This window comes from Anoxybacillus gonensis, assembly GCF_001187595.1.
Taxonomy (GTDB): domain Bacteria; phylum Bacillota; class Bacilli; order Bacillales; family Anoxybacillaceae; genus Anoxybacillus; species Anoxybacillus gonensis.
On the sequence record NZ_CP012152.1, the window covers coordinates 1,999,212 to 2,019,638 of the forward strand.

Annotated in this window: 24 protein-coding genes; 2 read left to right on the forward strand and 22 right to left on the reverse strand. The window is 41.5% G+C overall.

Translation table 11 applies throughout. The features are described 5' to 3' along the window. Window positions 1–2 precede the first annotated feature (2 nt). Genes cas5b through istA form a run of 6 tightly spaced genes read right to left on the reverse strand, consistent with a single transcriptional unit; the run spans window position 3 to window position 5,940 of the window. Entirely contained in the window at window positions 3–710 is a 708-nt protein-coding gene (gene cas5b, locus AFK25_RS10540) for a type I-B CRISPR-associated protein Cas5b (RefSeq protein WP_035066607.1), read from the reverse strand. A gap of 2 nt (window positions 711–712) precedes the next feature. After that, window positions 713–1,600 carry a type I-B CRISPR-associated protein Cas7/Cst2/DevR gene (cas7i, locus tag AFK25_RS10545; RefSeq protein WP_009361659.1) on the reverse strand — a complete coding sequence of 296 codons (888 nt, stop codon included), beginning with the start codon at window positions 1,598–1,600 and terminating at the stop codon, window positions 713–715. After that, on the reverse strand, window positions 1,597–3,375 hold the full coding sequence (gene cas8a1, locus AFK25_RS10550) for a type I-B CRISPR-associated protein Cas8b1/Cst1 (protein WP_035066605.1): 1,779 nt from the start codon (window positions 3,373–3,375) through the stop codon (window positions 1,597–1,599). The genes cas7i and cas8a1 overlap by 4 nt, the downstream gene beginning before the upstream one ends. Beyond that, window positions 3,372–3,941 carry a CRISPR-associated endoribonuclease Cas6 gene (cas6, locus tag AFK25_RS10555; protein ID WP_338024068.1) on the reverse strand — a complete coding sequence of 190 codons (570 nt, stop codon included), beginning with the start codon at window positions 3,939–3,941 and terminating at the stop codon, window positions 3,372–3,374. The genes cas8a1 and cas6 overlap by 4 nt, the downstream gene beginning before the upstream one ends. Window positions 3,942–3,985: 44 nt before the next feature. Beyond that, the gene (gene istB / locus AFK25_RS10560) at window positions 3,986–4,741 is read right to left on the reverse strand and encodes an IS21-like element IS5376 family helper ATPase IstB (protein ID WP_035067724.1); all 756 of its coding nucleotides are present in this window, start codon (window positions 4,739–4,741) and stop codon (window positions 3,986–3,988) included. Continuing rightward, complete coding sequence (istA, locus tag AFK25_RS10565) at window positions 4,738–5,940, reverse strand: IS21 family transposase (protein WP_049720849.1); 1,203 nt, start codon at window positions 5,938–5,940, stop codon at window positions 4,738–4,740. Before istA ends, istB begins: the two co-directional genes overlap by 4 nt. Before the next feature lie 515 nt (window positions 5,941–6,455). Between istA and AFK25_RS10575 the strand changes: the two genes are divergently transcribed. Next, window positions 6,456–7,082, forward strand: coding sequence for a thermonuclease family protein (locus AFK25_RS10575; protein ID WP_009361662.1), 627 nt, complete (start codon window positions 6,456–6,458; stop codon window positions 7,080–7,082). Window positions 7,083–7,588: 506 nt separating this feature from the next. Here the strand turns inward: AFK25_RS10575 and AFK25_RS10580 are convergent. From AFK25_RS10580 to AFK25_RS10600, 5 genes are read right to left on the reverse strand one after another with little or no spacing between them, the layout of a single operon-like run. Beyond that, window positions 7,589–7,828 (reverse strand): YrhC family protein, encoded by a 240-nt coding sequence (locus AFK25_RS10580; RefSeq protein WP_009361663.1) that lies wholly within the window; start codon window positions 7,826–7,828, stop codon window positions 7,589–7,591. A gap of 53 nt (window positions 7,829–7,881) precedes the next feature. Further along, window positions 7,882–9,015, reverse strand: a complete 1,134-nt coding sequence (locus tag AFK25_RS10585; protein WP_035067132.1) for a bifunctional cystathionine gamma-lyase/homocysteine desulfhydrase — start codon at window positions 9,013–9,015, stop codon at window positions 7,882–7,884. Window position 9,016: 1 nt separating this feature from the next. Continuing rightward, on the reverse strand, window positions 9,017–9,940 hold the full coding sequence (locus AFK25_RS10590; RefSeq protein ID WP_035067135.1) for a PLP-dependent cysteine synthase family protein: 924 nt from the start codon (window positions 9,938–9,940) through the stop codon (window positions 9,017–9,019). Between the two features lie 44 nt (window positions 9,941–9,984). Next, window positions 9,985–10,683 carry a 5'-methylthioadenosine/S-adenosylhomocysteine nucleosidase gene (mtnN, locus tag AFK25_RS10595; protein ID WP_009361666.1) on the reverse strand — a complete coding sequence of 233 codons (699 nt, stop codon included), beginning with the start codon at window positions 10,681–10,683 and terminating at the stop codon, window positions 9,985–9,987. An 18-nt stretch (window positions 10,684–10,701) separates the two neighbouring features. Then, window positions 10,702–11,340, reverse strand: a complete 639-nt coding sequence (locus AFK25_RS10600) for a class I SAM-dependent methyltransferase (RefSeq protein WP_035067138.1) — start codon at window positions 11,338–11,340, stop codon at window positions 10,702–10,704. 135 nt (window positions 11,341–11,475) lie between these two features. Between AFK25_RS10600 and AFK25_RS10605 the strand changes: the two genes are divergently transcribed. After that, on the forward strand, window positions 11,476–11,679 hold the full coding sequence (locus AFK25_RS10605) for a DUF2536 family protein (RefSeq protein WP_009361668.1): 204 nt from the start codon (window positions 11,476–11,478) through the stop codon (window positions 11,677–11,679). Between the two features lie 4 nt (window positions 11,680–11,683). Here AFK25_RS10605 and AFK25_RS10610 read toward each other — a convergent pair whose 3' ends face one another. The 11 genes from AFK25_RS10610 to AFK25_RS10660 form a co-directional block, all read right to left on the reverse strand. Beyond that, on the reverse strand, window positions 11,684–12,283 hold the full coding sequence (locus AFK25_RS10610) for a YrrS family protein (protein ID WP_035067140.1): 600 nt from the start codon (window positions 12,281–12,283) through the stop codon (window positions 11,684–11,686). After that, window positions 12,280–14,028 (reverse strand): peptidoglycan D,D-transpeptidase FtsI family protein, encoded by a 1,749-nt coding sequence (locus AFK25_RS10615; RefSeq protein WP_035067143.1) that lies wholly within the window; start codon window positions 14,026–14,028, stop codon window positions 12,280–12,282. The genes AFK25_RS10610 and AFK25_RS10615 overlap by 4 nt, the downstream gene beginning before the upstream one ends. A gap of 47 nt (window positions 14,029–14,075) precedes the next feature. Further along, the gene (greA, locus tag AFK25_RS10620) at window positions 14,076–14,552 is read right to left on the reverse strand and encodes a transcription elongation factor GreA (protein WP_009361671.1); all 477 of its coding nucleotides are present in this window, start codon (window positions 14,550–14,552) and stop codon (window positions 14,076–14,078) included. 93 nt (window positions 14,553–14,645) lie between these two features. Then, window positions 14,646–15,281 (reverse strand): uridine kinase, encoded by a 636-nt coding sequence (gene udk / locus AFK25_RS10625; protein WP_009361672.1) that lies wholly within the window; start codon window positions 15,279–15,281, stop codon window positions 14,646–14,648. A 1-nt stretch (window position 15,282) separates the two neighbouring features. Further along, window positions 15,283–16,536, reverse strand: a complete 1,254-nt coding sequence (locus AFK25_RS10630; RefSeq protein ID WP_019416824.1) for a peptidase U32 family protein — start codon at window positions 16,534–16,536, stop codon at window positions 15,283–15,285. Window positions 16,537–16,555: 19 nt separating this feature from the next. Then, window positions 16,556–17,485, reverse strand: coding sequence for a peptidase U32 family protein (locus tag AFK25_RS10635; protein ID WP_009361674.1), 930 nt, complete (start codon window positions 17,483–17,485; stop codon window positions 16,556–16,558). Window position 17,486: 1 nt separating this feature from the next. Then, a complete protein-coding gene (locus tag AFK25_RS10640) occupies window positions 17,487–18,134 on the reverse strand; it encodes an O-methyltransferase (protein ID WP_035067146.1) in 648 nt (215 codons plus the stop codon). Window positions 18,135–18,243: 109 nt separating this feature from the next. Further along, window positions 18,244–19,326 (reverse strand): endolytic transglycosylase MltG, encoded by a 1,083-nt coding sequence (gene mltG, locus AFK25_RS10645; RefSeq protein WP_035067149.1) that lies wholly within the window; start codon window positions 19,324–19,326, stop codon window positions 18,244–18,246. An 87-nt stretch (window positions 19,327–19,413) separates the two neighbouring features. Next, the gene (locus tag AFK25_RS10650) at window positions 19,414–19,707 is read right to left on the reverse strand and encodes a DUF1292 domain-containing protein (protein ID WP_035067151.1); all 294 of its coding nucleotides are present in this window, start codon (window positions 19,705–19,707) and stop codon (window positions 19,414–19,416) included. Window positions 19,708–19,712: 5 nt separating this feature from the next. Further along, window positions 19,713–20,135 (reverse strand): Holliday junction resolvase RuvX, encoded by a 423-nt coding sequence (gene ruvX / locus AFK25_RS10655; protein ID WP_009361678.1) that lies wholly within the window; start codon window positions 20,133–20,135, stop codon window positions 19,713–19,715. Between the two features lie 4 nt (window positions 20,136–20,139). Beyond that, entirely contained in the window at window positions 20,140–20,406 is a 267-nt protein-coding gene (locus AFK25_RS10660) for an IreB family regulatory phosphoprotein (protein ID WP_026011524.1), read from the reverse strand. Window positions 20,407–20,427: the final 21 nt, after the last annotated feature.

Here is a 20,427-nt window from a genome sequence, read left to right on the forward strand (position 1 = left end):
TCCTACAGATGATAAAAAACTAGTTCCCCGTCCTCATCTATCCATACTCCTTCTGGAGCCTCAACTCCTTTTTGAACATAACCTACATGAATTTTTTCCCACTGTCGAATTCCATTAACAATTTCATATTTCCAATTGAGTTGATAAGGAATACTTTTTGTTTCTCGATCAAGAAGATGTCTCGGAATATAGGCATCTCGCTGCAAAGTCAAGGTCTCATCTTCCTCAAGTTCTCGGACTTCCACGAGTTTATACTCATCAATCCGAACTAAATCTTCCCAACGCCCAAGGCTATAATGAGTGGTACTATGCTCGATAGCATGAATGATTTGCGTTAATATGTGTTCCTCTGCTTCGACATGGATTAATAAATGGACGTTGTGCAACAAATGTGTGTACATTGGCATCGTTGTGATTTCATTTTTATCGTAAGAAAATTCCATTCGTGCTAACCCATCTAGTACAAGTGGAAAGCTGGATAGTTCTCTCCTTTTGAAAAAATAATATCGCTGATAATCAAGCAACTTCGCTTCATACGTCCCTTGTACACTTAGACGCATTGGAATGAATTGGTTTGCATCAAGCAAAGCGTGAATCATTCCTTTTACTGTTGAATATGGCGGAAGCGGATACGTTTCCGCCACTTTGGAAGCAAACGGCTTTTTGTAGCACGCTGTTTCTTGAAATAACTTTAATCGTAACGCTTTCATATTTAAACACCGTAATACGCTTTGATTTGTTTTGAAACATATTGGAAAAACGGTTCGACAGGCATCACTTGCTCGTTGAATAAATCGTACAACTCTCCTTCATTTGCAAAAACACCGCTCAATATACCGATACGTGTATCTTTGCCGATCGCTTCCCCAGCAAATGTTTGTTCCATCGTTTCTTTAATTGGCTTCGTTTGAATGGCCCATCCGTTCCCTGTTACACTTAGTTGCACGCGCCCGAGGAAAAACGGATTGGCGACATTATACATTCCACCAATGACAAAAAGAGGAGATAAATTTTCTTGTCGCCCGCGAATGTTGCGGTTTAAAACTTTTAAAACTTCAAGAAGTTGAAGTACACGGTTTGCCTTTTCTTCGCTTGGAAGTTCAATCTCCCCATCTACACCGACACGGTTTAAATCGATGGTAATCGTATATGTGTAAAAACTATGATGTTGTTCAATATTGGCTAAGTTAGCATCTTGGCCAATGCGGCTTGCGAGCCCCATATTGTTTAGAAATTCCAAATCACTTTTGTATGGCTCAAGCGAAATCGCATGGCTCAGACGAACAACAGCAGGACGTTTTTGCGAATTTTTATCCGTTTTTAAGTAGCCAAATAAGTCCATTTCAACAGAGTCATTAATCGTGACATCTTTTTTAAATTGGACAACTCCACTCGCTTTGTCAACCGTATCTAAATTCCACCCAAACAGCTCGTTTCCGAGCCGAACAATATCGTAACGGATACTTTGCCGCGATGCATACGTATATACTTCACCGTCGCCGCGATGAAATTTTTTCAACTCTGAAATATTAGCAATTCCTTCTCCATAGTTTAATGAGTTTGCTTGAAAAATGACGGTCATTGTTAACGCTTTTTTCATGCTTGAACTTCCTCCTGTTCTTCTTTATATTGGTTTGCGAGTAATCCAGCAATAAACGCATTCGCCACTGTCGCAAAATCTAAATCCCGTTCATGTAGCGCATTTAAGAAAATAGGTGACATCGGACGATCTGTAGACATATAAATACGCAAAAGCGTATCCATAAAACTTTTTCGATTTCCGGCTTTTGCAGCATTTAATAAACGATAAGCAATGCTTGTCACTTTTTTCTCCGAACCGCTTGAACGGATGATCGCATCGCGAATTTCTCGCCCTTGCATAAACAACGCAGTTACTCTTTTGTCTGTTGTGGCCATATCTCTCACTCCTTTTTTAAACTGCAAAATTCGATTCCGCTCCCGAACGGCAATGTACGGACCGTTCGTACTTCTTTCATTTTTGATGCAATCGCGCAAATAGTGATAGATGACATGAATTGGATCCGCGCCGCGCAACACAGATTGCACAAACTGCTCACGATAGTCGTATGGTTTGATGTAATCAAGTCGATCAGCATGTTGCTTGAAATAATGGGCTAAGTACATAGGAAGGTGGTAATAATGCAAGTGTGTTTTTTTACTGTCGTAGTCCGAAAAGAATTCTAAGAAAAACAAATGATCGACTGTATATTCCGATTCTTTTTTCACGCTTTGAACAAGCTGACTGACGATCTTGTTAAAAGGTTCTCTTTTTTTCTTTAACTCCCTAAAATGATTGTTTTTCTGTAAAACTTCCGCAAAAGTGGCGTCCGTCTGAACGAAACCTGCATACAATCGTCGTTCTGTTTGTTCATTTATTCCTTCGTTTTTGTAATAAATGGTCGAGCCAATTGGTGCGAATAAAAGCACAAGTTTAGCTAATGAAGATAGTGGTCGAGGTTGCTCACCATTAAAATACCAACTAAAGTTAAACGCTTTATCTTTCGCAACTCCTATCGGAGAAAATACCATTTCTTCGAAGTTATAAAAAGCAAGACGTTCATTGAAGAGCAAACACTTATTTATTTCTGTCTTGACGTATTCTCGTACTTCTTCTAACGTTTTTTTCTTCCATGCCCGTTTTAATTGTCTAAACAGCTGATATTCACTCTGTTTTTCTAACAAAGAACTTATCTCTTCCATAGAGTGACTATCATTAATGACAGATTCCAAGTATAAATCATTTACTACAGGAAAAATATAACTATTGTAAAACTCTTCTACGTGACCTTCAAAATCTAGATTATTTTTTGACACATTTAAAAATGAAACTTGCCCAAAAAATAATGGCTTAAGTATAGCATGTTTAAAATAATTAAAAGTTAATTTTTCATTGATTTTCGGTTCACTATACACTTGCTTTAAAGTACGTATATGCTCTTCCAGCTGATGTACTTGCTCATATTTCTTTATTTCTTTTATCTGTTTTAATATACTTTCCAATGTTTCATGAGTGAAATATTTAATTATTTTAGTTCCTGTATCTGATATAACTTTCTTTATTGCTGTCAAATGATTTTTAAACTGTTCTTCATTCTTCACCTGTTCGATGTAAGCATCCAATCTTTCGCATTCTCTTCTGGCAACACTATACTCCTCCAACAAATACAAGAAATATGCTCTTGGCAATTGTGGAAGTACCTCTGTATCCAATTCAATTCCCCATGGTTTAACTGTCACGCTATGTTTGTGTTCTTCGCTAATTATTTCATGTTTCCGTCCGTATTCAAACACACGATATAGCCCGACAAGTCCCATATTAATCATCCATCCCCCCATGTGCAATTCAACCTTCATTCCTTCACCTCCTCCACTTCAAGCATTCCAAATCCTTGATTACGCCGTTTTGATAAACCGAGTTGATAAAGCAATTGTAAATCGGCAGGTTCTCCGCTCATATGAAATAAGCCATGATACGCAGTGAAGTATAAATGCTGTTGTTCCCCATACTTTTCAGTAAATTGATGATTAGATTCTTTTATGACCATCTTTTTAAATCGAATAGGTCGCACTGTCAATGGTTTATATAATCCCCTCCCGCGATATTCATATAAAATCGTATCGGCTAAGTAATTGATATGTTTTTCATAATTTGGATCATCTGGAGCAATGGGAATTTTCTTTTCATCTTCTATTAACAAAGGGGAGAGCGTTCGAAATATGACGACAGATGATGTAATCTTCTTTTCCTCTCCCATTACTATTTTTCTTCGAATAAATTCGTATCCTTTATATTCGAACCTTTTTTTACTTTGCAAACCATTATACAAATGAAGCAAAAATTCATAATCAGGTGAACTAATAACAACACGTAATTCATCTAGCTCAATTTCATTACCTTTTAAAGTGTCAAGGCCGATTATTTTTTCCCCAAAATCGCCGGTTTAAAATTCCCCAGAAGGACCTTTCATTGATCCTTCTGTTTTTCTTCTTGGAGCCTCTTTTCCCGTAATCGATAGCTTTCCCCCTTTAGGTTGAAAATGATGGAATGATGCAGTAATCGATCTAACATCGCGGTCGCCAATACCGAGTCTCCCACGATTTCTCCCCATTCCCCAAAGCTTTTGTTGGAGGTGAGGATAATCGGGGCATGCTCGTACCGCCGGGCGATCACTTGAAATAAGTAATGAGCGCTGTTCGGGTCCAGTTTTAGATACCCCATTTCATCAATAATGAGAATGGTTGGCTTCACAAACATGCGAAGCTTTTTTTCCAGCTTTCCTTCCTGGTCGGCTTTTCTTAACTGAGTGACCAAATCATGGGCGGTAATAAAATACGTTTTATACCCTCTTGCGATCGCCTCCATTCCAATCGAAATAGCCAGATGTGTCTTTCCAATCCCCGGCGGACCGAGAAAAAGAATATTCTCCTTTCGATCAATAAACGATAAGGTAAGCAGCTCTCGAATCCGGCGCTCATCCACGGAAGGCAGTGCGTTAAAATCAAACGTATCGATCGTCTTGCGATATGGCAGTTTGGACAGTTTGATGAGCGTTTGGATCGATCGTTCCTGTTTTTCGATGATTTCCGCCTCTAATAAGCGGAATAAAAACTCCGAATATGGTATATTATGAGTAGCTGCGTATTCTGTCATGGCGGACCATCGCTCCGCCATGACAGGCAAATGAAGACGGTGGCAATACTCGTGTATTTGTTCTTTCATGAGCTTTCCCCTCGCAGGAACGTGTCATAAACGGACAATGGACGAGTATCCACTTCCACCGAAACAGGCGAAATGGTGACGGCCGTTTCCGTCTGTTTCTTTTTGATTTTTTCGGCGAATGAAATCACTTTTTTCTGTTGGTTCAAGTAAGAAATCTCCTCCCCTCGATAATACAATCGAATATCCCCATTTAATCGCTCCTTCACCAGAATTTCTTTGCCCGCATACTCCGCCGATAGAAGCCATTGTTCCCCTTTGTAAGAGAAACTGCCATCCCAATGCACCTTCCGATAGGAAAGATAGCTCGTATCGTAATCGTTCAACGGGAGAGGTTTCAGCTGTTCCTCTGCCCAACGCTCTTGCGGAGGAATGCCGGTAGTGGCGTTTGGCTTCCGATTCGCCACTTGATCGAGCCAACGATGTAAAAGGAAATTTAATTCCTCGATGCTTTCAAACGCTGTCCCCACATAGAAGTGATCCATGATATACTGAATGGCTCGTTCGACTTTTCCCTTTGTCTGGGCCCGGTAAGGCCGGCACACTTTTGGAATAAATCCGTAGTAACTCGCAAATTCAGAAAATCGTTGATTCCATTTCACCACTCCTTGTTCCCGGCCGTCTGTAACGGTCTTCATATTGTCAAATAACACCTTCTTCGGAACCCCGCCAAAGTACTTGAAGCTCTGAATCAGGCATTCCATTAAGTGTTCCTGATCCTGGCTGGTCGTAAATACCGCGTATTTCATCCGCGAATAGCCTAACGTGGCCACAAATAGCGATAACTTGACTTTTTTCCCTTCGATCACGACCTCCCCAACTTCTTTCCAATCGACTTGCATTTGTTCGCCAGGAAGCGTTTCATAACGAACGGTGTATTTCTTTTTCGCCGTCTCTCGGAAAGGTTTCATATAGTCTTTTAAAATCGTCTTTCCTCCCATATAGCCCTGTTGTCGAATTTCAAAAAACAACTTTTCGCTATTAAACACCCCATCTTCTAACATTCGTTTTTGAAGATACGGCTTAAATGGATCTAACTTGCTTTTTCTTTGTTTTCGCTTGGATTTGGAAGGAGGATTGGGGGAGTGAATATATTTTCGGACGGTTTTCCGATCGATCCCCAATTCCCTCGCAATATCGGAAATACTCATTCCCCTTTCATACATCTCTTTGATCATAAAAAATTCCCCTCTCGTAATCATGAACCATAGCTCCTCTCATTGACACTATGGTTCTATTGTAAGTGGGGAATTTTATTCCGGCTATATTGGGGATTTTATCATCGGCTTTAACATAAAGAGAAGTTTTTTAAAAAAGGTGAGAAAACGAAAGGTTTTGTTTTTTGATTCATGTACAACTTTTCGTAATATTCCTCGCTAGATGCCCGTATACTTTCTTTCATGATCGACACAATTGCCATTCGATAATGAAGTGGGAGTTTTTTCACTTGGAATGAACAAATAACTCTCATAAGACACCTCCTTTTGCTTCATTTTATCGAAAAAGAGAAGAAAATGTTGTCGTTTTTTGTCAAATAAAAAGAAAATTCAATAAAATTTAACAATTCGAAACATAGCATATTCAATCATTATATTGATAAATTTGAAATCAAAAAACTCGCAAATATCCATCCATCTCCCACATTTTCTTGACATAATATTTAAATATACAAATAATAGGGAAGGGAGCAAAAAACATAAGGACTTGGGAGGGATCGATGTTGTTAAGGGTTCTATTATCGCTTGTTACAGCTTTCACTATTTTCTTTACTTCTTCTGCATATGCTCATCCTGGGAAAACAGATGCAAACGGTGGACATACTTGTCGAACAAATTGCGAAAAATGGGGACTAAAATATGGAGAATACCATTATCACGATAAAAATGGCAATATCATTCGTCAAACAAATAAAACTATTCATCCACCTGCCATTCGTGTTAATTCAAAACATGTCGTAAAAGTTATTCGTGTAGTAGACGGCGACACAATCGATGTTCGTTTTTCTAACGGCGCAACATCACGAGTTCGTTTCATTGGCGTTAATACGCCAGAAACTGTTCATCCTCAAAAACCAGTAGAGAAATATGGGAAAGAAGCGTCTAATTACACAAAAAAACGATTGACCAATCAAACGGTTACACTTGAATTTGATGTAGGAGTGAAAGACAAATACGGCCGTTTTCTAGCGTATGTTTGGGTCGGAAAAGAACTGTATAACGAAACGCTTGTCAAAGACGGATATGCACGAGTGATGACAATTCAACCAAATGTCAAATATCAACAACGCTTTATTACAGCTGAACGAAAAGCACGTCAACAAAAGAAAGGTCTTTGGAAATTATAGCAACATAAAAGCTGTTCCGAACAACACGTTGGAACAGCTTTTTTAATCCTTATAGGTACGATACAAACGAGAAGTGGCAATGTCACTGCTCCGTCTATTCCCCTGTTTCAATTCCTCATAGGTACGATACAAACCCCAAAAAAGTGTTGATATATCAACATACGGAAAATATATATAATGTCATTATACACACATTTGAAAATTCAGTCAATATGCTATATGCCTTGCTACATGTGCAAAAATCCCGGAAAATAACTTGTCGTCGATCCCCTGGGATTTTTGCAAGATTGGAGGTCGACGACAGTTGTGAAATTGTTCACAACTTTCGTATAAAAAACAGCCTCCGATTTGGAGACTGTTTTATGCTTCAGCGTTCACTTCCGCAATAATAACAAAGCCGATGACGGCTGTGATCACTAAGCCTGTAATCATCCACATCATCATGTATTCCCCCTTTGCCCATTTTCTTTTATTTTACACGTTTTTTCTTTATTCGAAAATGGGGTTTATGCGTCTTCTTCTATTTTTCGTACGTATGCGTTTGAACGGTGAGTGAAAAAGATCGAGCCGAGCATGAGAATAAATACTGCGCCAAGTACAAGTGGTCGTTTTGCTTCATCGATCGCGCCTGGGATGAGTGTGCCGATATATAAAAACGCACTAAGCGCAAATAAAACGAGACTGTATGCTTTATAGTCACGCGCTTTTCCTAACCAATTTCGCTTTTTTTCATCCAAAACAGTCATCCCCCTTCCTCCTTTCAATGTATCATAGAAAAGAAAAAAGGGGGCGATGTAATTTATGCCAACGCGTGCGCTAAATCTTCTATTAAATCGTCAACATCTTCTAATCCAACAGAAATGCGAATGAGACCGTCCGTAATGCCAAGTTCGTCGCGGCGCTCTTTCGGAATAGAGGCGTGCGTCATTTTCGCTGGTAACGAAATTAAGCTTTCTACTGCGCCTAAACTTTCCGCAAGCGTAAAGTAGCGAACGCGCGTCAATACTTGTTCGGCTTTTTCGCCGCTGCCGACGTCAAACGAAACCATGCCGCCAAAGCCGCGCATTTGTTTTTTCGCTACGTCATAGTTTGGATGAGACGGAAGCCCTGGATAGTACACGCGTGTGACCGCTGGATGGTTTGTTAAAAATTCAACAATTTTTCGTGTATTTTGTTCATGTTCTTCCATGCGAATGCCGAGCGTTTTCATGCCGCGCATTAATAACCATGAATCTTGCGGACCGAGAATGCCACCTGTTGAGTTTTGAATAAAATGCATCTGTTTCGCAAGATGTTCGTTATTGACGACGACAAGCCCCGCGACGACATCGCTATGTCCGCCTAAATATTTTGTGGCGCTATGAATGACGATGTCTGCACCCAATGCGATCGGCGTTTGCCAATACGGCGTGCTAAACGTGTTGTCGACAATCATCAATAGCCCATGACGTTTCGCAATGGCTGATGCGCCTTGTAAATCAGTAATTTTTAAAAGCGGATTGGTCGGCGTTTCGATATAAATCGCTTTCGTATTCGGTTGAATGTGTGCTTCAATGTTCGCTAAGTCGCTCGTATCGACAAACGTTGACGCAATGCCAAGTCGGTTTAATACTTTCGTCATCACGCGGTATGTGCCGCCATATACGTCGTCTGTTAAAATGACGTGATCGCCACTATTGAACAACATCATGACCGCTGTAATTGCTGCCATACCTGAACTAAACGCAAAACCCGCATACCCTTCTTCCACATCTTTAATAAGCTCCTCTAACGCATGACGCGTTGGATTGCCTGTGCGCGAATATTCATATCCTTTATGCACCCCGACGGCTTCTTGTTTATACGTGCTCACTTGATAAATCGGAACGGATACAGCACCTGTATGCGCATCTCCCGCAATGCCGCCATGAATGAGTTTCGTTTTTCTTCTCACGTTACATCCCGCCTTCGTAAATGTTTTTACTTAAATATCGTTCGCTACTATCTGGAAAAACAACGACGATGTTTGTTCCTTCTTTCGCTTGTTCCGCCTCTAGTAGCGCTGCATGAAATGCTGCCCCAGATGAGCTGCCGACAAGCAATCCCTCTTTTTGCGCAAGCTCTTTGACGCGGCGAAACGCATCGTCATCAAAAATTGTATAAATTGCATCAAAATAACGTTCATCCATATATGGCGGTAAACTTTCCATACCGATTCCTTCCGTTCGATGCGGACCAGGTTTTCCGCCGTTTAAAATGGAGCCTTCAGGTTCAACGATGACCGTTTTAATTGTTTCGTTTTTTTCCTTTAAAAATTTGGCTGTTCCCATAAATGTGCCGCCTGAGCCGGCACCGGCGACAAATACGTCAATTTGTCCGTTCAGTTGTTCCCAAATTTCTGGTCCGAGCGTTTTATAATACGTCTGTGGGTTCGCTGGATTTTCAAACTGTTGTGGGCAATAGGAGTTCGGAATTTCCGCAGCGAGCTCTTTCGCTTTGCGAATCGCTCCCGCCATCCCTTCGCTCGTTGGTGTGTGAATGACCGTTGCGCCAAGGGCGCGCATCAGCTGTTGTTTTTCGATACTAAATTTTTCTGGAACGCAAAAAATGACGCGAATATTTTTTCCGATCGCTGCAAGCGCAAGACCAATTCCGGTATTTCCTGCCGTCGGTTCAATAATCGTTCCGCCTTCTTTGATCTTTCCTGTCGCTAGTGCATCGTTTAACAGCTCTTGGCCGAGACGATCTTTAATGCTTCCGCCCGGATTAAAATATTCGAGTTTCGCAAATAGACGTACTCCTTTTGGAAGCGGAAACTGTGTAATTTCAACGATCGGCGTATGGCCGATTAATTCATGCACATTTTTCGCTACTTTCATGTTGTGACCTCCCAAAAGATAAAAAGAAGGAGAGGAAAACTCTCCTATTTGTTTAACTCGTTCACCATCCATTGAACAAGCTCAGATGAATGAAGGGCTGCTTTTTGTAAAAATTGTTCAAACGATACGTTCGACTCTTTGCCAGCGATGTCTGATAACGCACGAATGACGACAAATGGCACACCAAACTGATGGCATACTTGCGCAATCGCAGCCGCTTCCATTTCCACAGCATATAAGTCTGGAAATTGCGTGCGTACAAAATCAACGCGCGCAGGATCGTGCATAAATGAATCGCCTGTTGCGATTAATCCTTTTGCGACTTGTATATCGCGAATGTGCGCTGCGCTCGTTTCAGCCGCTTGTACTAATCGTTCATCTGCCTTATAGCGCGCTGGCATGCCTGGCACTTGCCCGTATGCATAACCGAACGCCGTAACGTCGACATCATGATGAACAACTTCGGTTGAAATAACAATATCGCCGACGTTTAACGATGGGGCAAAACCGCCAGCTGAACCTGTATTAATGACGACATCTGGCGCAAAACGTTCGAGTAAAATCGTCGTCGACATCGCTGCATTGACTTTTCCGATGCCTGATTTTAATAAAACGACATTCGCCCCATCTAACGTGCCGCTGTAAAAAGAACAATTCGCTACTGTCGTTTCTGTTCGATCGGCAATTTTTTCGCGCAAAATCGCTACTTCTTCTTCCATCGCTCCAATGATTGCTATTTTCATCGTTTCAACCTCTTTCACTTATTGTTTCACAGCCTCCATCAACCAGACGAAACGATTCATTGGCGTAAATGTGACGGTAAAACCGTGCATTGTAAACATATGTTCAAGCGCAGGAATCGTCGTGTAATATTCCCGTTGTAAATCTTCCGCTAAGTCAACGAATCCTTTTTGTTTCGCTTCCGCAATCATCGCCTCATGCGCTTCGCGGTCGATAAACGCTGTATCAGCAAACACTATTTTACCACCTTTACGAAGAAGTGCGCTATATTTGCCGATCGCTTCTTCTTTTTCCGCATCTGTTAAATGGTGAAACGCATACGTGCTCACGATCGTATCGATCGGTTCATTCGGCAACGGAAATTGCAAAAAGTCGCCGTCTTCAATCGACACGTTCGGAAGTTTTTCTTTCGCCAGCTCGCGCATCGGGGCAGACGGTTCGATGCCGTACACCGTTTTTTTCGCCTCGATAAGCTTTTTCGTTAAATTTCCTGTGCCGACGCCAAATTCTAGCACGACATCGCCACTTTTTTCAACGACTGTATTTAAAATCGTCTCATATCCGTCAAAGACGTCACGGTATTGTTCATCGTGACCGTATACAGACGAATCGTACGACTGTGCCCACGTTTCAAAGATGTCTAAAAACTCACGTCCCATGATGTCACACTCCATAAATATAATAATTCCTATAAGTATAGTATGAATTAAATGTATTGCTGTTCTCAATCTATCATATTTTTTTTAGATGTTCAATGGAAATGTGTTAAACTACGTGTAGAAAGGAGGAAGACGATGATTACGTTTGATCTCATTCAAGATAAAGTCGAGTTTTTTGAAGCGACAGATTTAGCGACATTAGAGAAAAAAATTAATGAACAAATTGAACATAACAAAGCGATTATGCTTGAAGTACATCATGTATCGTATCATATGCACTTGTTAGAAAACGGACAACGTCTATATAGTGCCATGGTGCATTTTAAAGCAAAAAAATAGAGCGTCACGGACGGCGCTCTATTTCTTTTAGTTGTTGCACTTTTGTCGGTTTCCATCCTTCGTCGGTCACCCATTCGATAAACACTTTATAATGTTCTGTTTTATCTTTTTTGGAGACGGTGGCAACGGCGTGGTTTGGACTGCCGCCATTTCCGATAAACCAGACGATCAAATCAGAAGAAGAAATGCCTGTCGCATAACTAATGGCATCGAGCATTTCTTTCCAATCAACAGAGTTTTTATCATATTGTGTCACATGCGGTTCCGATTGCGTTGTGCCGATCGGCTGCCATGACGGGTTAACAATTTCGCGAATGACGTTTGAATTCGGATCATCAACAACCGTTTCTTCTACGTTGTCATTCGGTTGTTCGTTTGTTTCTGTTTCCGTTTCGGATGGTTGCTCGTCGTTTGACGGCTCATTTGTTTCGACTTCAACTCGTACTGGTTGCGGAGAAGCGTTCGTTTCCTTTACGGATCGATCGTTGGCAAACAACCATTTCCATCCGAAAAATAAAATAAGCGCAAACACAATCGCAATGAACGTATTTAATAAGCGATTTACTTTTCTTTGTTTTGAACGTTTGGCAAAACGGCTGCTCATTCTTGGTACCTTCCTTTCTGTTCCAACTCGTATGTAGTACGAACGATATCGGCAAATACTTTGTTCGTGACGGCGGCAGATGACGTTGTTTCTAATTGTACCACAACGAGCGCATATTTTGGACGGTCAGCTGGAAAATAACCTGCAAACCATTTGTTCACTACGTCTTTTTTTCCTGTTTGCGCTGTTCCTGATTTTCCTGCTACGGCATAAGGCAACGATTGAAACGAACGGCCAGTCCCTTCCGGATGCGTCACAACAAGTTGTAACAGTTGTTGCAGTTCGTCCACTGTCTCTTTGCGCAATGAATCCATCGTTAACCGTTTCTCATCAAATGTGAAAAATGTCGTTCCGTTTTTATACATCATTTTTTGAACGATGCGCACTTGTTTCACCTCACCACCTCGCGCAATCGTTGCCATTATATTCGCTACCGCAAGCGGTGAGACGCGCACATCTTTTTGTCCAATCGACGTTTGTGCGACAGCAAGCGGAATATGTTTATCCCGTTCATCTCCCCAAATGTTCCCTTTTTTCTCTTCATGAAGCGGACGAAACGATGGAAAATGATAAACATCTCCCTCCCAACCAACGCGTGGCAACAATCCAAGTTTTTGTGCATATGTCTCAAACACGTTTTTATCTATCGCTATCAACTGTTTTCCTAACTCTCCAAACGTCCTGTTGCAACTGATGGCAAAACTATCTTCAAACGTGCGCATCCCTTTCTTTTTTTCTTCCAGCTCACCGTTAATTTTTTGATCACAGTTAAACGTCTGTCCGTGAATGAGTCCATGTTCAAGCGCAGCAGCTGCAACGACGACTTTAAAAACAGATCCCGGCACTTGAGGAAGAAGCGCCTTATTTTCCATCGCTCCATCTTTGTACGGATCTCGTTCATCAATGGCGGGAGCGCTCGCTAACGCAAGAACGTCATTCGTTTCGACATCAAGTAAAACGACAGCCCCTTTTTCCATGCCATGTTGCGCAACAATTTGCTCAACACGTTGTTGCAGAGTATGATCAATCGTCGTTTGTACCGTAATCGGATAAAACGGATTCGCCTGCTCTGTATATTTCACATCCATGCCAAACAACGGCTCACCACGGGCGTCTACGTGATACAGTAGCTTCGTCTCCTCGTCTGGAATTAAAAATTCATCAAATGAACTTTGTAAGCCAGACACCCCTATTTTTGTTTTTGGAGATAAATTTCGATCCGCATAGCGTTCTTTTAACACTTTCTCACTTTCTCCAAGTAAACCGATGACGTGTTGCGCATATTTTTGTTTGAGTTCGTACTGTTTATGAACGGCAATCACACCAGGGATGCGCAAATCATTAATCCGTTTCATTTGCCAAGGTTGCAGTTGAATCGGTTGTTGCCCATCGTGCAAAATGATTGGGCCTTTCGCCGTTTCAAGCTGTTGTTTTATCGTTTCTTTTGGCACGGAAACAATCGTTGCGATTTGATCAATGGGCCAATCCATTTTCTTTAAAAAAGGAAATAACACGAGCGTTGGGATGTATTCATATGTGAGCGGCTCGCCGTTTCGGGCGACGAACATGCCGCGTCCGTTATCAATCACAAGCTGTTCCGTACGCTGTGCGACGCTTGCTTCTATTAAATTCACCCCATGAAACGACTCAGTGCTAACTAGTTGTAGTTGAACAAGTCGCCCTGTGAGCACAAGTATCCCTAATTGTATCATCGTTAAGATGACGATGATTCGTTTTTTTATCATAAAAAACACCTCGTCTTCATTGTCGACGAGGTGTTACATTTTAAAACCTATTTTACTGCAACGATTTTTACAACCATATCGCCACCAGGCGTATGAACAGTCACTTCTTCACCAACGCGGCGACCGATCAGAGATTTGGCGATTGGAGAGTCGTTTGAAATTTTTCCTTCAAACGGATCTGCTTCCGCACTACCAACGATCGTATACGATTCTTCTTCTCCATCTGGAAGCTCGATAAATGTTACCGTTCTTCCAAGCGATACGACGTCTGTGCTTTCTAAATCTTCTTCGATAATTTTCGCATTGCGAATCATATTTTCAAGCATTTGAATGCGTGATTCGACGAACGCTTGCTCATCTTTTGCCGCATCGTACTCCGAGTTTTCTGATAAGTCCCCGAAGCTGCGCGCGATTTGAATGCGCTCTACCACTTCTTTTCGCTTCACCGTTTTTAAATATTCCAGTTCTTGCTCGAGTTTCTCCTTCCCAGCTTTCGTCATTGGGTATTCTTTTTCCATTGACATGTGACTCACTCCTTTTTATTTATGTATGGAAAATGTACGAACGAGCTGTTCGTACAAAAGACAAAAAGTTTACATATTATCTATGCTATGGTATTACAAAATAGACTTTTGTTCAAGAATCGTTTGAATTTTTGTAACCATTAAATCAATCGCTACGTGATTATGGCCACCTTCTGGAATAATAATATCGGCATACCGTTTCGTCGGCTCGATAAATTGATTGTGCATCGGACGCACGACGTTGACATATTGTTCGATCACCGACTCAAGCGTGCGACCGCGTTCTCTAATATCGCGCAATAAACGGCGAATAATCCGAATATCTGCATCTGTATCGACGTACACTTTAATATCCATTAAGTTGCGCAATCGTTCGTCTTCTAATACAAGAATGCCTTCTAAAATAATGACATCTTTCGGTTCGACGCGAATCACTTCATTTGAACGTGTATGAAGCGTGTAGTCGTATACAGGCTTATCAATTGGTTCGTAATTTAAAAGCTTATGAAGATGCTCGATTAATAAATCATTGTCAAAAGCGAGCGGATGATCGTAGTTTGTTTTTAATCGTTCTTCAAACGGTAAATGGCTTTGGTCTTTATAATAAAAATCTTGTTCAAGCATTAAAATCGAATGTCCTTGAAAATGTTCATAAATCGCTTTTGTGACGGTCGTTTTCCCCGAACCAGAGCCGCCTGCGACTCCGATGACAACCGGTTTCTTCCTCATGTTAGTGCCCCTTTCTCATCATGTTGTATGGGAAAACTTCTCGATCGACTTTAAAACGAACGATTTGGAGCGGATGGCGAGCAGCGTCAAGCTCGTTTCCTTCTTCATCCCAAATGTTTTCAATGACTTGTGTAAAGTTTTCAATTTCAGGTCCGAAAAATTCTACTTCATCGCCTGGTTTAAAGAAGTTGCGTTGTTGCAACGTCACGATGCCTGTGTCTTTATCATAGTCTAGCACGAGACCGACGAAATCGTACGTCGTCTTTTTACTATGCACGCCAAACATTTGCTCTTTATAGCCAGGAACACCTTCAAAAAAGGCTGGCGCGGTATCACGGTTCGCACATTTATCGAGTTCATCTAGCCACTCTTTACGAATGACAAAGTTGTCCGGATCAGCACAGTATGCATCGATGACTTTTCGATAGACGCTAACGACAGTAGCGACGTAGTGGATCGACTTCATGCGCCCTTCGATTTTCAAACTATCAATGCCGAGCTCAATCATTTTTGGAATGGACTGAATTAAGTTTAAATCTTTCGGGCTCATCGCAAACGGGTCGTCATTTTCATCAAACAACGCCACCGCTTGATCGCCTTCAAGCTTGTACAAATCGTAATCCCAACGGCACGATTGACAGCAACCGCCGCGATTTGAATCGCGCGCAGTCATATGGTTGCTTAATACGCAACGACCAGAATAGGCGATACACATCGCACCGTGAATAAACGTTTCAATTTCAATATCCACTTTTTCTTTAATTTCACGAATTTCTTCCGCACTTGTTTCCCGCGCTAAAACAACACGTTCTAGCCCTTCTTCTTTCCAAAATTGTACGGCTTTCCAGTTCGTGAGTGACTGCTGTGTGCTTAAGTGCACTTCTAATTTCGGTGCGACGCGACGTGCCGTTTCAATAATGAGCGGGTCAGCAACGATAATGCCGTGCACGCCAACGCTCTCTAAGCCGCGCAAATACTCTTCTAACCCTGGAATGTTTTCATTATGAGCGTAAATGTTTGTCGTGACGTAAATTTTTGCTCCATATTGCTTTGCAAATTGTACACCTTCTGCCATTTCTTCAAGCGTAAAGTTGTCGGCATTTGAACGAAGGCCATATTCTTGTCCACCGATAAAAACGGCATCCGCTCCGTAATGGACAGCTACTTTTAGCTTTTCTAAGTTACCAGCTGGCGCAAGCAACTCAGGTTTTTTTACAATGACACGCTTGCCGTTGATGATTTGTGATATGCTCATACGTCTCCCTCCTTTTCGTTTAATATACAGTTTCTTTAAAGAAAAAGCCGGTATCTAACGGACGATGTGTTGGCTGAATGGCTTCAATGCGCGCAAGCAACTCGCCTTTTTCTTCTTCGTATTGCTCGCGATTTTCTGCGCACAAATCGATCGCACGACGATATAGTTTTGTCACTTCGGTAATATACTCTGGCTCATGAAGCACGCCATCAATTTTAAAGCTATCGACGCCCGCATCAATCATGTCTTCGAGCTCATCAATAATGCAAATGTCATTTGGACTCATAATATGCGTACCGTTTTCATCTTCAAAAATCGGATATTTATTGTCGCGCTCTTTATCGTATAAAAAGAGCCCTTTCGCATATTTCATTTGTTGTACTTCCATAAACTTTCCTTGATATTCAAAATAGTTGCCGATGAGGGAACGCTTCGACTGAAACATGCACGTCATGCCGTGTACTTGCACTTCAATTTCCACTTCTGCATGATTTTTAATATCGATAATTTCTTCCATGTTTAACTCTCGCGCTAAGACGGCACGTTTCGCTCCCTTTCGTCCCCAATAGTTGCACGCATACCAGTTTGTTGCTGTCGTTTCTGTGTTCCAATGCAGTTTCATATGCGGTGCGACTTCTCGCACGGTCATTAACACCGCTGGATCGCCAAATACGATGGCATCCACTTGTTGTTCGGATAAAAAGCGAACGTAATCACTTAGTTCATCTACTTTGTCGTTATGAAAAAGCGCGTTCATCGCAACATATACGCGCACATCGTACTTTCGTGCCACGTGCATGGCATCGATAATATCTTGTCTTGAAAATTCCCCCGCTAAGCGTAAGCCGTACCGTTGTTCCCCAATCATTACAGCATTTGCTCCCGCTTGAGCAAGTTGTTCCATATGTGCAACGCTCGTTGGTGTAACAAGCAATTCTGGTTTTTTCATGTCATTCACCTCTTTTTCTCGATATCGCCATTCCATCACCGATCGGAATGATGACCGTTTCATAGCGCGGATGCGCCATTAGCCATTCGTTATATGCTTGGATTTTTTTAATAAGCTGGCGAATGCGTTTTTGTTCAATCGGTTCATGTGTAGCGACAAGTCCCTTAAATAGTACGTTATCCGTTATAATCATCCCCCGCTCGCTTAATAGCGGCTCGTACAATTCAAAAAAGCGGCGATATTGTCCTTTTGCCGCGTCAATAAATAATACGTCAAAAGGAGCATGCTTTTTCACTTCGTCGCCCATTTCGAGCGCATCGCCAAACAATAACGTCACTTGCTCTTTCGTATTCGTTTGTTCTACATAAACGAGCGCTTGTTTATAGCGCTCTTCATCGCGTTCGATCGTGACAATGTGTACATGCGGCAACGCTTTCGCCATTCGAATGGCAGAGTAGCCAATCGCCGTGCCAATTTCTAAAATGCGCATCGGTTGAACGAGTTTTAACATGTGCAACATCGTTTCGATGCTAAGCGCATCCATAATCGGAACGTTATGTTCACGCGCATATCGTTCCATCGCTACGATTGCTTCTTCTTTTTTTGGTAGTAATCGTTCTAGATATTGAATCATTTCCTGATTTACCAACGAACTGTCCTCCTCGCAAAAACAAGAGTTCAAACGAATTGAACTCTTGTTTCATCACGATCCATAACTTTATATATACTACCATAAATCAAAATAAAAAGCGAACGTTTTATTGCTTTCCGATATATTTTGCTTTTTCGCGATTATGTTCGTCAAGTGTTTTTGTAAAAATAACATCACCCGTTGGTGTCGCTAAAAAGTAAAAGTAATCTGTTTCAGCTGGATGAAGCGCAGCATGAAGCGACATTTCACCAGCATTTGCAATTGGGCCCGGTGGAAGTCCTTTATACATGTATGTGTTATACGGTGAGTTTACTTCCAAGTCTTTGTAATATACACGTTGTTTATGCTTTCCGAGCGCATATAAAACCGTTGGGTCTGTTTGAAGCGGCATACCTTTTTCCAATCGATTGTAAAATACACTTGCGATTTTTTCGCGATCTGCTTTTTCTGTCGCTTCTTCTTCAATAAGCGATGCCATCGTTAACAATTGATGAACCGTCATCCCGCGCGCTTCCATATCTTCCGTATATTTTGCCAATATTTCTTCCGTTTTGGCGATCATTGTTTCAATCATTTCTTCAAGCGGCGGTTTTTCTTCCGTAAATGAATAAGTTGCTGGGAATAAATATCCTTCAAGCGCATAGCGAATATTTTTATTTAAAATGTCTGCTGTTAAAACAGAAGGATATTTTTTCATTAACTCTTCAATGTATGTTCGGTTTGTTAATTTCGCCATAATGTCTTCTGTAGAGTAGCCCGTTTTTTGCGAAATAATCGTTGCAATTTGCGTTAGCTGTTTTCCTTCTGGAATCGTTATTTTTAATTTCGCTTCTTTCACGATTTTTCCTGTTTTTAGCTGCTTTACAATTTGTTCAAATGTCATTGCTTTTGTAAACGTATAATTGCCCGCTTGAAAATCGGCATGGTTTTTAAATTTTACGTAATACCGAAAAATCGTCGCATCTTTTACGACACCTTGTTTTTCTAGTATAGTCGCAATGGTAGATACAGATGAGCCAATCGGAATTTCAACTTGAATTGGTGTTTTATCGTTCGGATCAACAGGCTGCAACGCTGAACGAATGTATACAAATATACCAATGCACGCGGCAACCATTAACAATAACAAAGGTGCAGTAATATATAAGACCATTTTACGCACCGTTTTCGCTTCATGTTCTTGTAACATACGCTATCCTCCCCTCACTTTTGACATTATACTACAAACCACGACATGACATAAATAAAAAAAAGAAGCTGACGCGCAGTCAGCCTCTTACTCTTCCTCTTCTTCCTCTTCGCCGAGGAATGTGTTTAACATTTCTTCGATCATATCCCATTCTTCTTCTGTTTCGATCGGCTGCAATTCTCCTGCTTGCCCATCTTCTGCTGGGATAAAGGAAGATGCGTGAATTTCGATTTCTTCATTGTCATCTTCTTCTGCACCAATTGGGTAGTACAAAACATAAGATTTTCCAAATTCCTCAGATTCAAACGTAAATAATACTTCACAAAGTTGCTCGTCGCCGTTTTCATCAACGACTGTAATGTGTTTTTCACCGTGTTCCATCATGTTCACCTCAATTGTTTATGGTCCAAATACGATTGTAAAATCATCACTGCGGCCATTTTGTCGATCACTTGTTTTCGTTTTTTTCGACTGACGTCCGCAGCGATCAACATCCGCTCTGCCGCCATGGTAGACAGCCTTTCGTCCCACAAGACGACAGGAAGTGAAAACGTTTGTTTCACTTGTTCTGCAAAGCGTTTTGTCGCCTCACCGCGCGGTCCGATCGTGCCGTTCATGTTTTTCGGAAACCCGACAACGATTTCTTCGACCGCATATTGCTCGATCAATTGCCGCAAACGGTCAAAACCATATTCGCCATGTTCTTCATCGATGCGAATCGTCTCGATGCCTTGAGCCGTCCATCCTAATTCGTCGCTTACGGCAACGCCGAGCGTTTTCGTTCCAAGGTCTAATCCTAAAATACGCATATGGCTATTCCTCGCGATGTGTTCGTAAATAGAATTTCACTAATTCTTCAATTAATTCGTCACGATCAACTTTGCGAATTAAGTTTCTGGCATCTTTATGGCGAGGGATGTAAGCTGGATCACCAGACAATAAGTAGCCGACAATTTGGTTAATCGGGTTATATCCTTTTTCTTGCAACGCGTCGTATACAGTAAGCAATACTTCTCGAACATCGACGTTCATCGGTTCTTCCGAGAAGTTAAATTGCATTGTGTTATCAAACGAACTCACCGTTTTTTGCACCCCACTCTC

What these genes read in the sequence shown, in the direction of transcription:
- cas5b (WP_035066607.1), bottom strand. Translation starts at nt 710, where the DNA reads ATGAAAGCGTTACGATTAAAGTTATTTCAAGAAACAGCGTGCTACAAA.
- cas7i (WP_009361659.1), bottom strand. Translation starts at nt 1,600, where the DNA reads ATGAAAAAAGCGTTAACAATGACCGTCATTTTTCAAGCAAACTCATTA.
- cas8a1 (WP_035066605.1), bottom strand. Translation starts at nt 3,375, where the DNA reads ATGAAGGTTGAATTGCACATGGGGGGATGGATGATTAATATGGGACTT.
- istB (WP_035067724.1), bottom strand. Translation starts at nt 4,741, where the DNA reads ATGAAAGAACAAATACACGAGTATTGCCACCGTCTTCATTTGCCTGTC.
- istA (WP_049720849.1), bottom strand. Translation starts at nt 5,940, where the DNA reads ATGATTACGAGAGGGGAATTTTTTATGATCAAAGAGATGTATGAAAGG.
- AFK25_RS10575 (WP_009361662.1), top strand. Translation starts at nt 6,456, where the DNA reads ATGTTGTTAAGGGTTCTATTATCGCTTGTTACAGCTTTCACTATTTTC.
- AFK25_RS10580 (WP_009361663.1), bottom strand. Translation starts at nt 7,828, where the DNA reads ATGACTGTTTTGGATGAAAAAAAGCGAAATTGGTTAGGAAAAGCGCGT.
- AFK25_RS10590 (WP_035067135.1), bottom strand. Translation starts at nt 9,940, where the DNA reads ATGAAAGTAGCGAAAAATGTGCATGAATTAATCGGCCATACGCCGATC.
- mtnN (WP_009361666.1), bottom strand. Translation starts at nt 10,683, where the DNA reads ATGAAAATAGCAATCATTGGAGCGATGGAAGAAGAAGTAGCGATTTTG.
- AFK25_RS10600 (WP_035067138.1), bottom strand. Translation starts at nt 11,340, where the DNA reads ATGGGACGTGAGTTTTTAGACATCTTTGAAACGTGGGCACAGTCGTAC.
- AFK25_RS10605 (WP_009361668.1), top strand. Translation starts at nt 11,476, where the DNA reads ATGATTACGTTTGATCTCATTCAAGATAAAGTCGAGTTTTTTGAAGCG.
- AFK25_RS10610 (WP_035067140.1), bottom strand. Translation starts at nt 12,283, where the DNA reads ATGAGCAGCCGTTTTGCCAAACGTTCAAAACAAAGAAAAGTAAATCGC.
- AFK25_RS10615 (WP_035067143.1), bottom strand. Translation starts at nt 14,028, where the DNA reads ATGATAAAAAAACGAATCATCGTCATCTTAACGATGATACAATTAGGG.
- greA (WP_009361671.1), bottom strand. Translation starts at nt 14,552, where the DNA reads ATGTCAATGGAAAAAGAATACCCAATGACGAAAGCTGGGAAGGAGAAA.
- udk (WP_009361672.1), bottom strand. Translation starts at nt 15,281, where the DNA reads ATGAGGAAGAAACCGGTTGTCATCGGAGTCGCAGGCGGCTCTGGTTCG.
- AFK25_RS10630 (WP_019416824.1), bottom strand. Translation starts at nt 16,536, where the DNA reads ATGAGCATATCACAAATCATCAACGGCAAGCGTGTCATTGTAAAAAAA.
- AFK25_RS10635 (WP_009361674.1), bottom strand. Translation starts at nt 17,485, where the DNA reads ATGAAAAAACCAGAATTGCTTGTTACACCAACGAGCGTTGCACATATG.
- mltG (WP_035067149.1), bottom strand. Translation starts at nt 19,326, where the DNA reads ATGTTACAAGAACATGAAGCGAAAACGGTGCGTAAAATGGTCTTATAT.
- AFK25_RS10650 (WP_035067151.1), bottom strand. Translation starts at nt 19,707, where the DNA reads ATGGAACACGGTGAAAAACACATTACAGTCGTTGATGAAAACGGCGAC.
- ruvX (WP_009361678.1), bottom strand. Translation starts at nt 20,135, where the DNA reads ATGCGTATTTTAGGATTAGACCTTGGAACGAAAACGCTCGGCGTTGCC.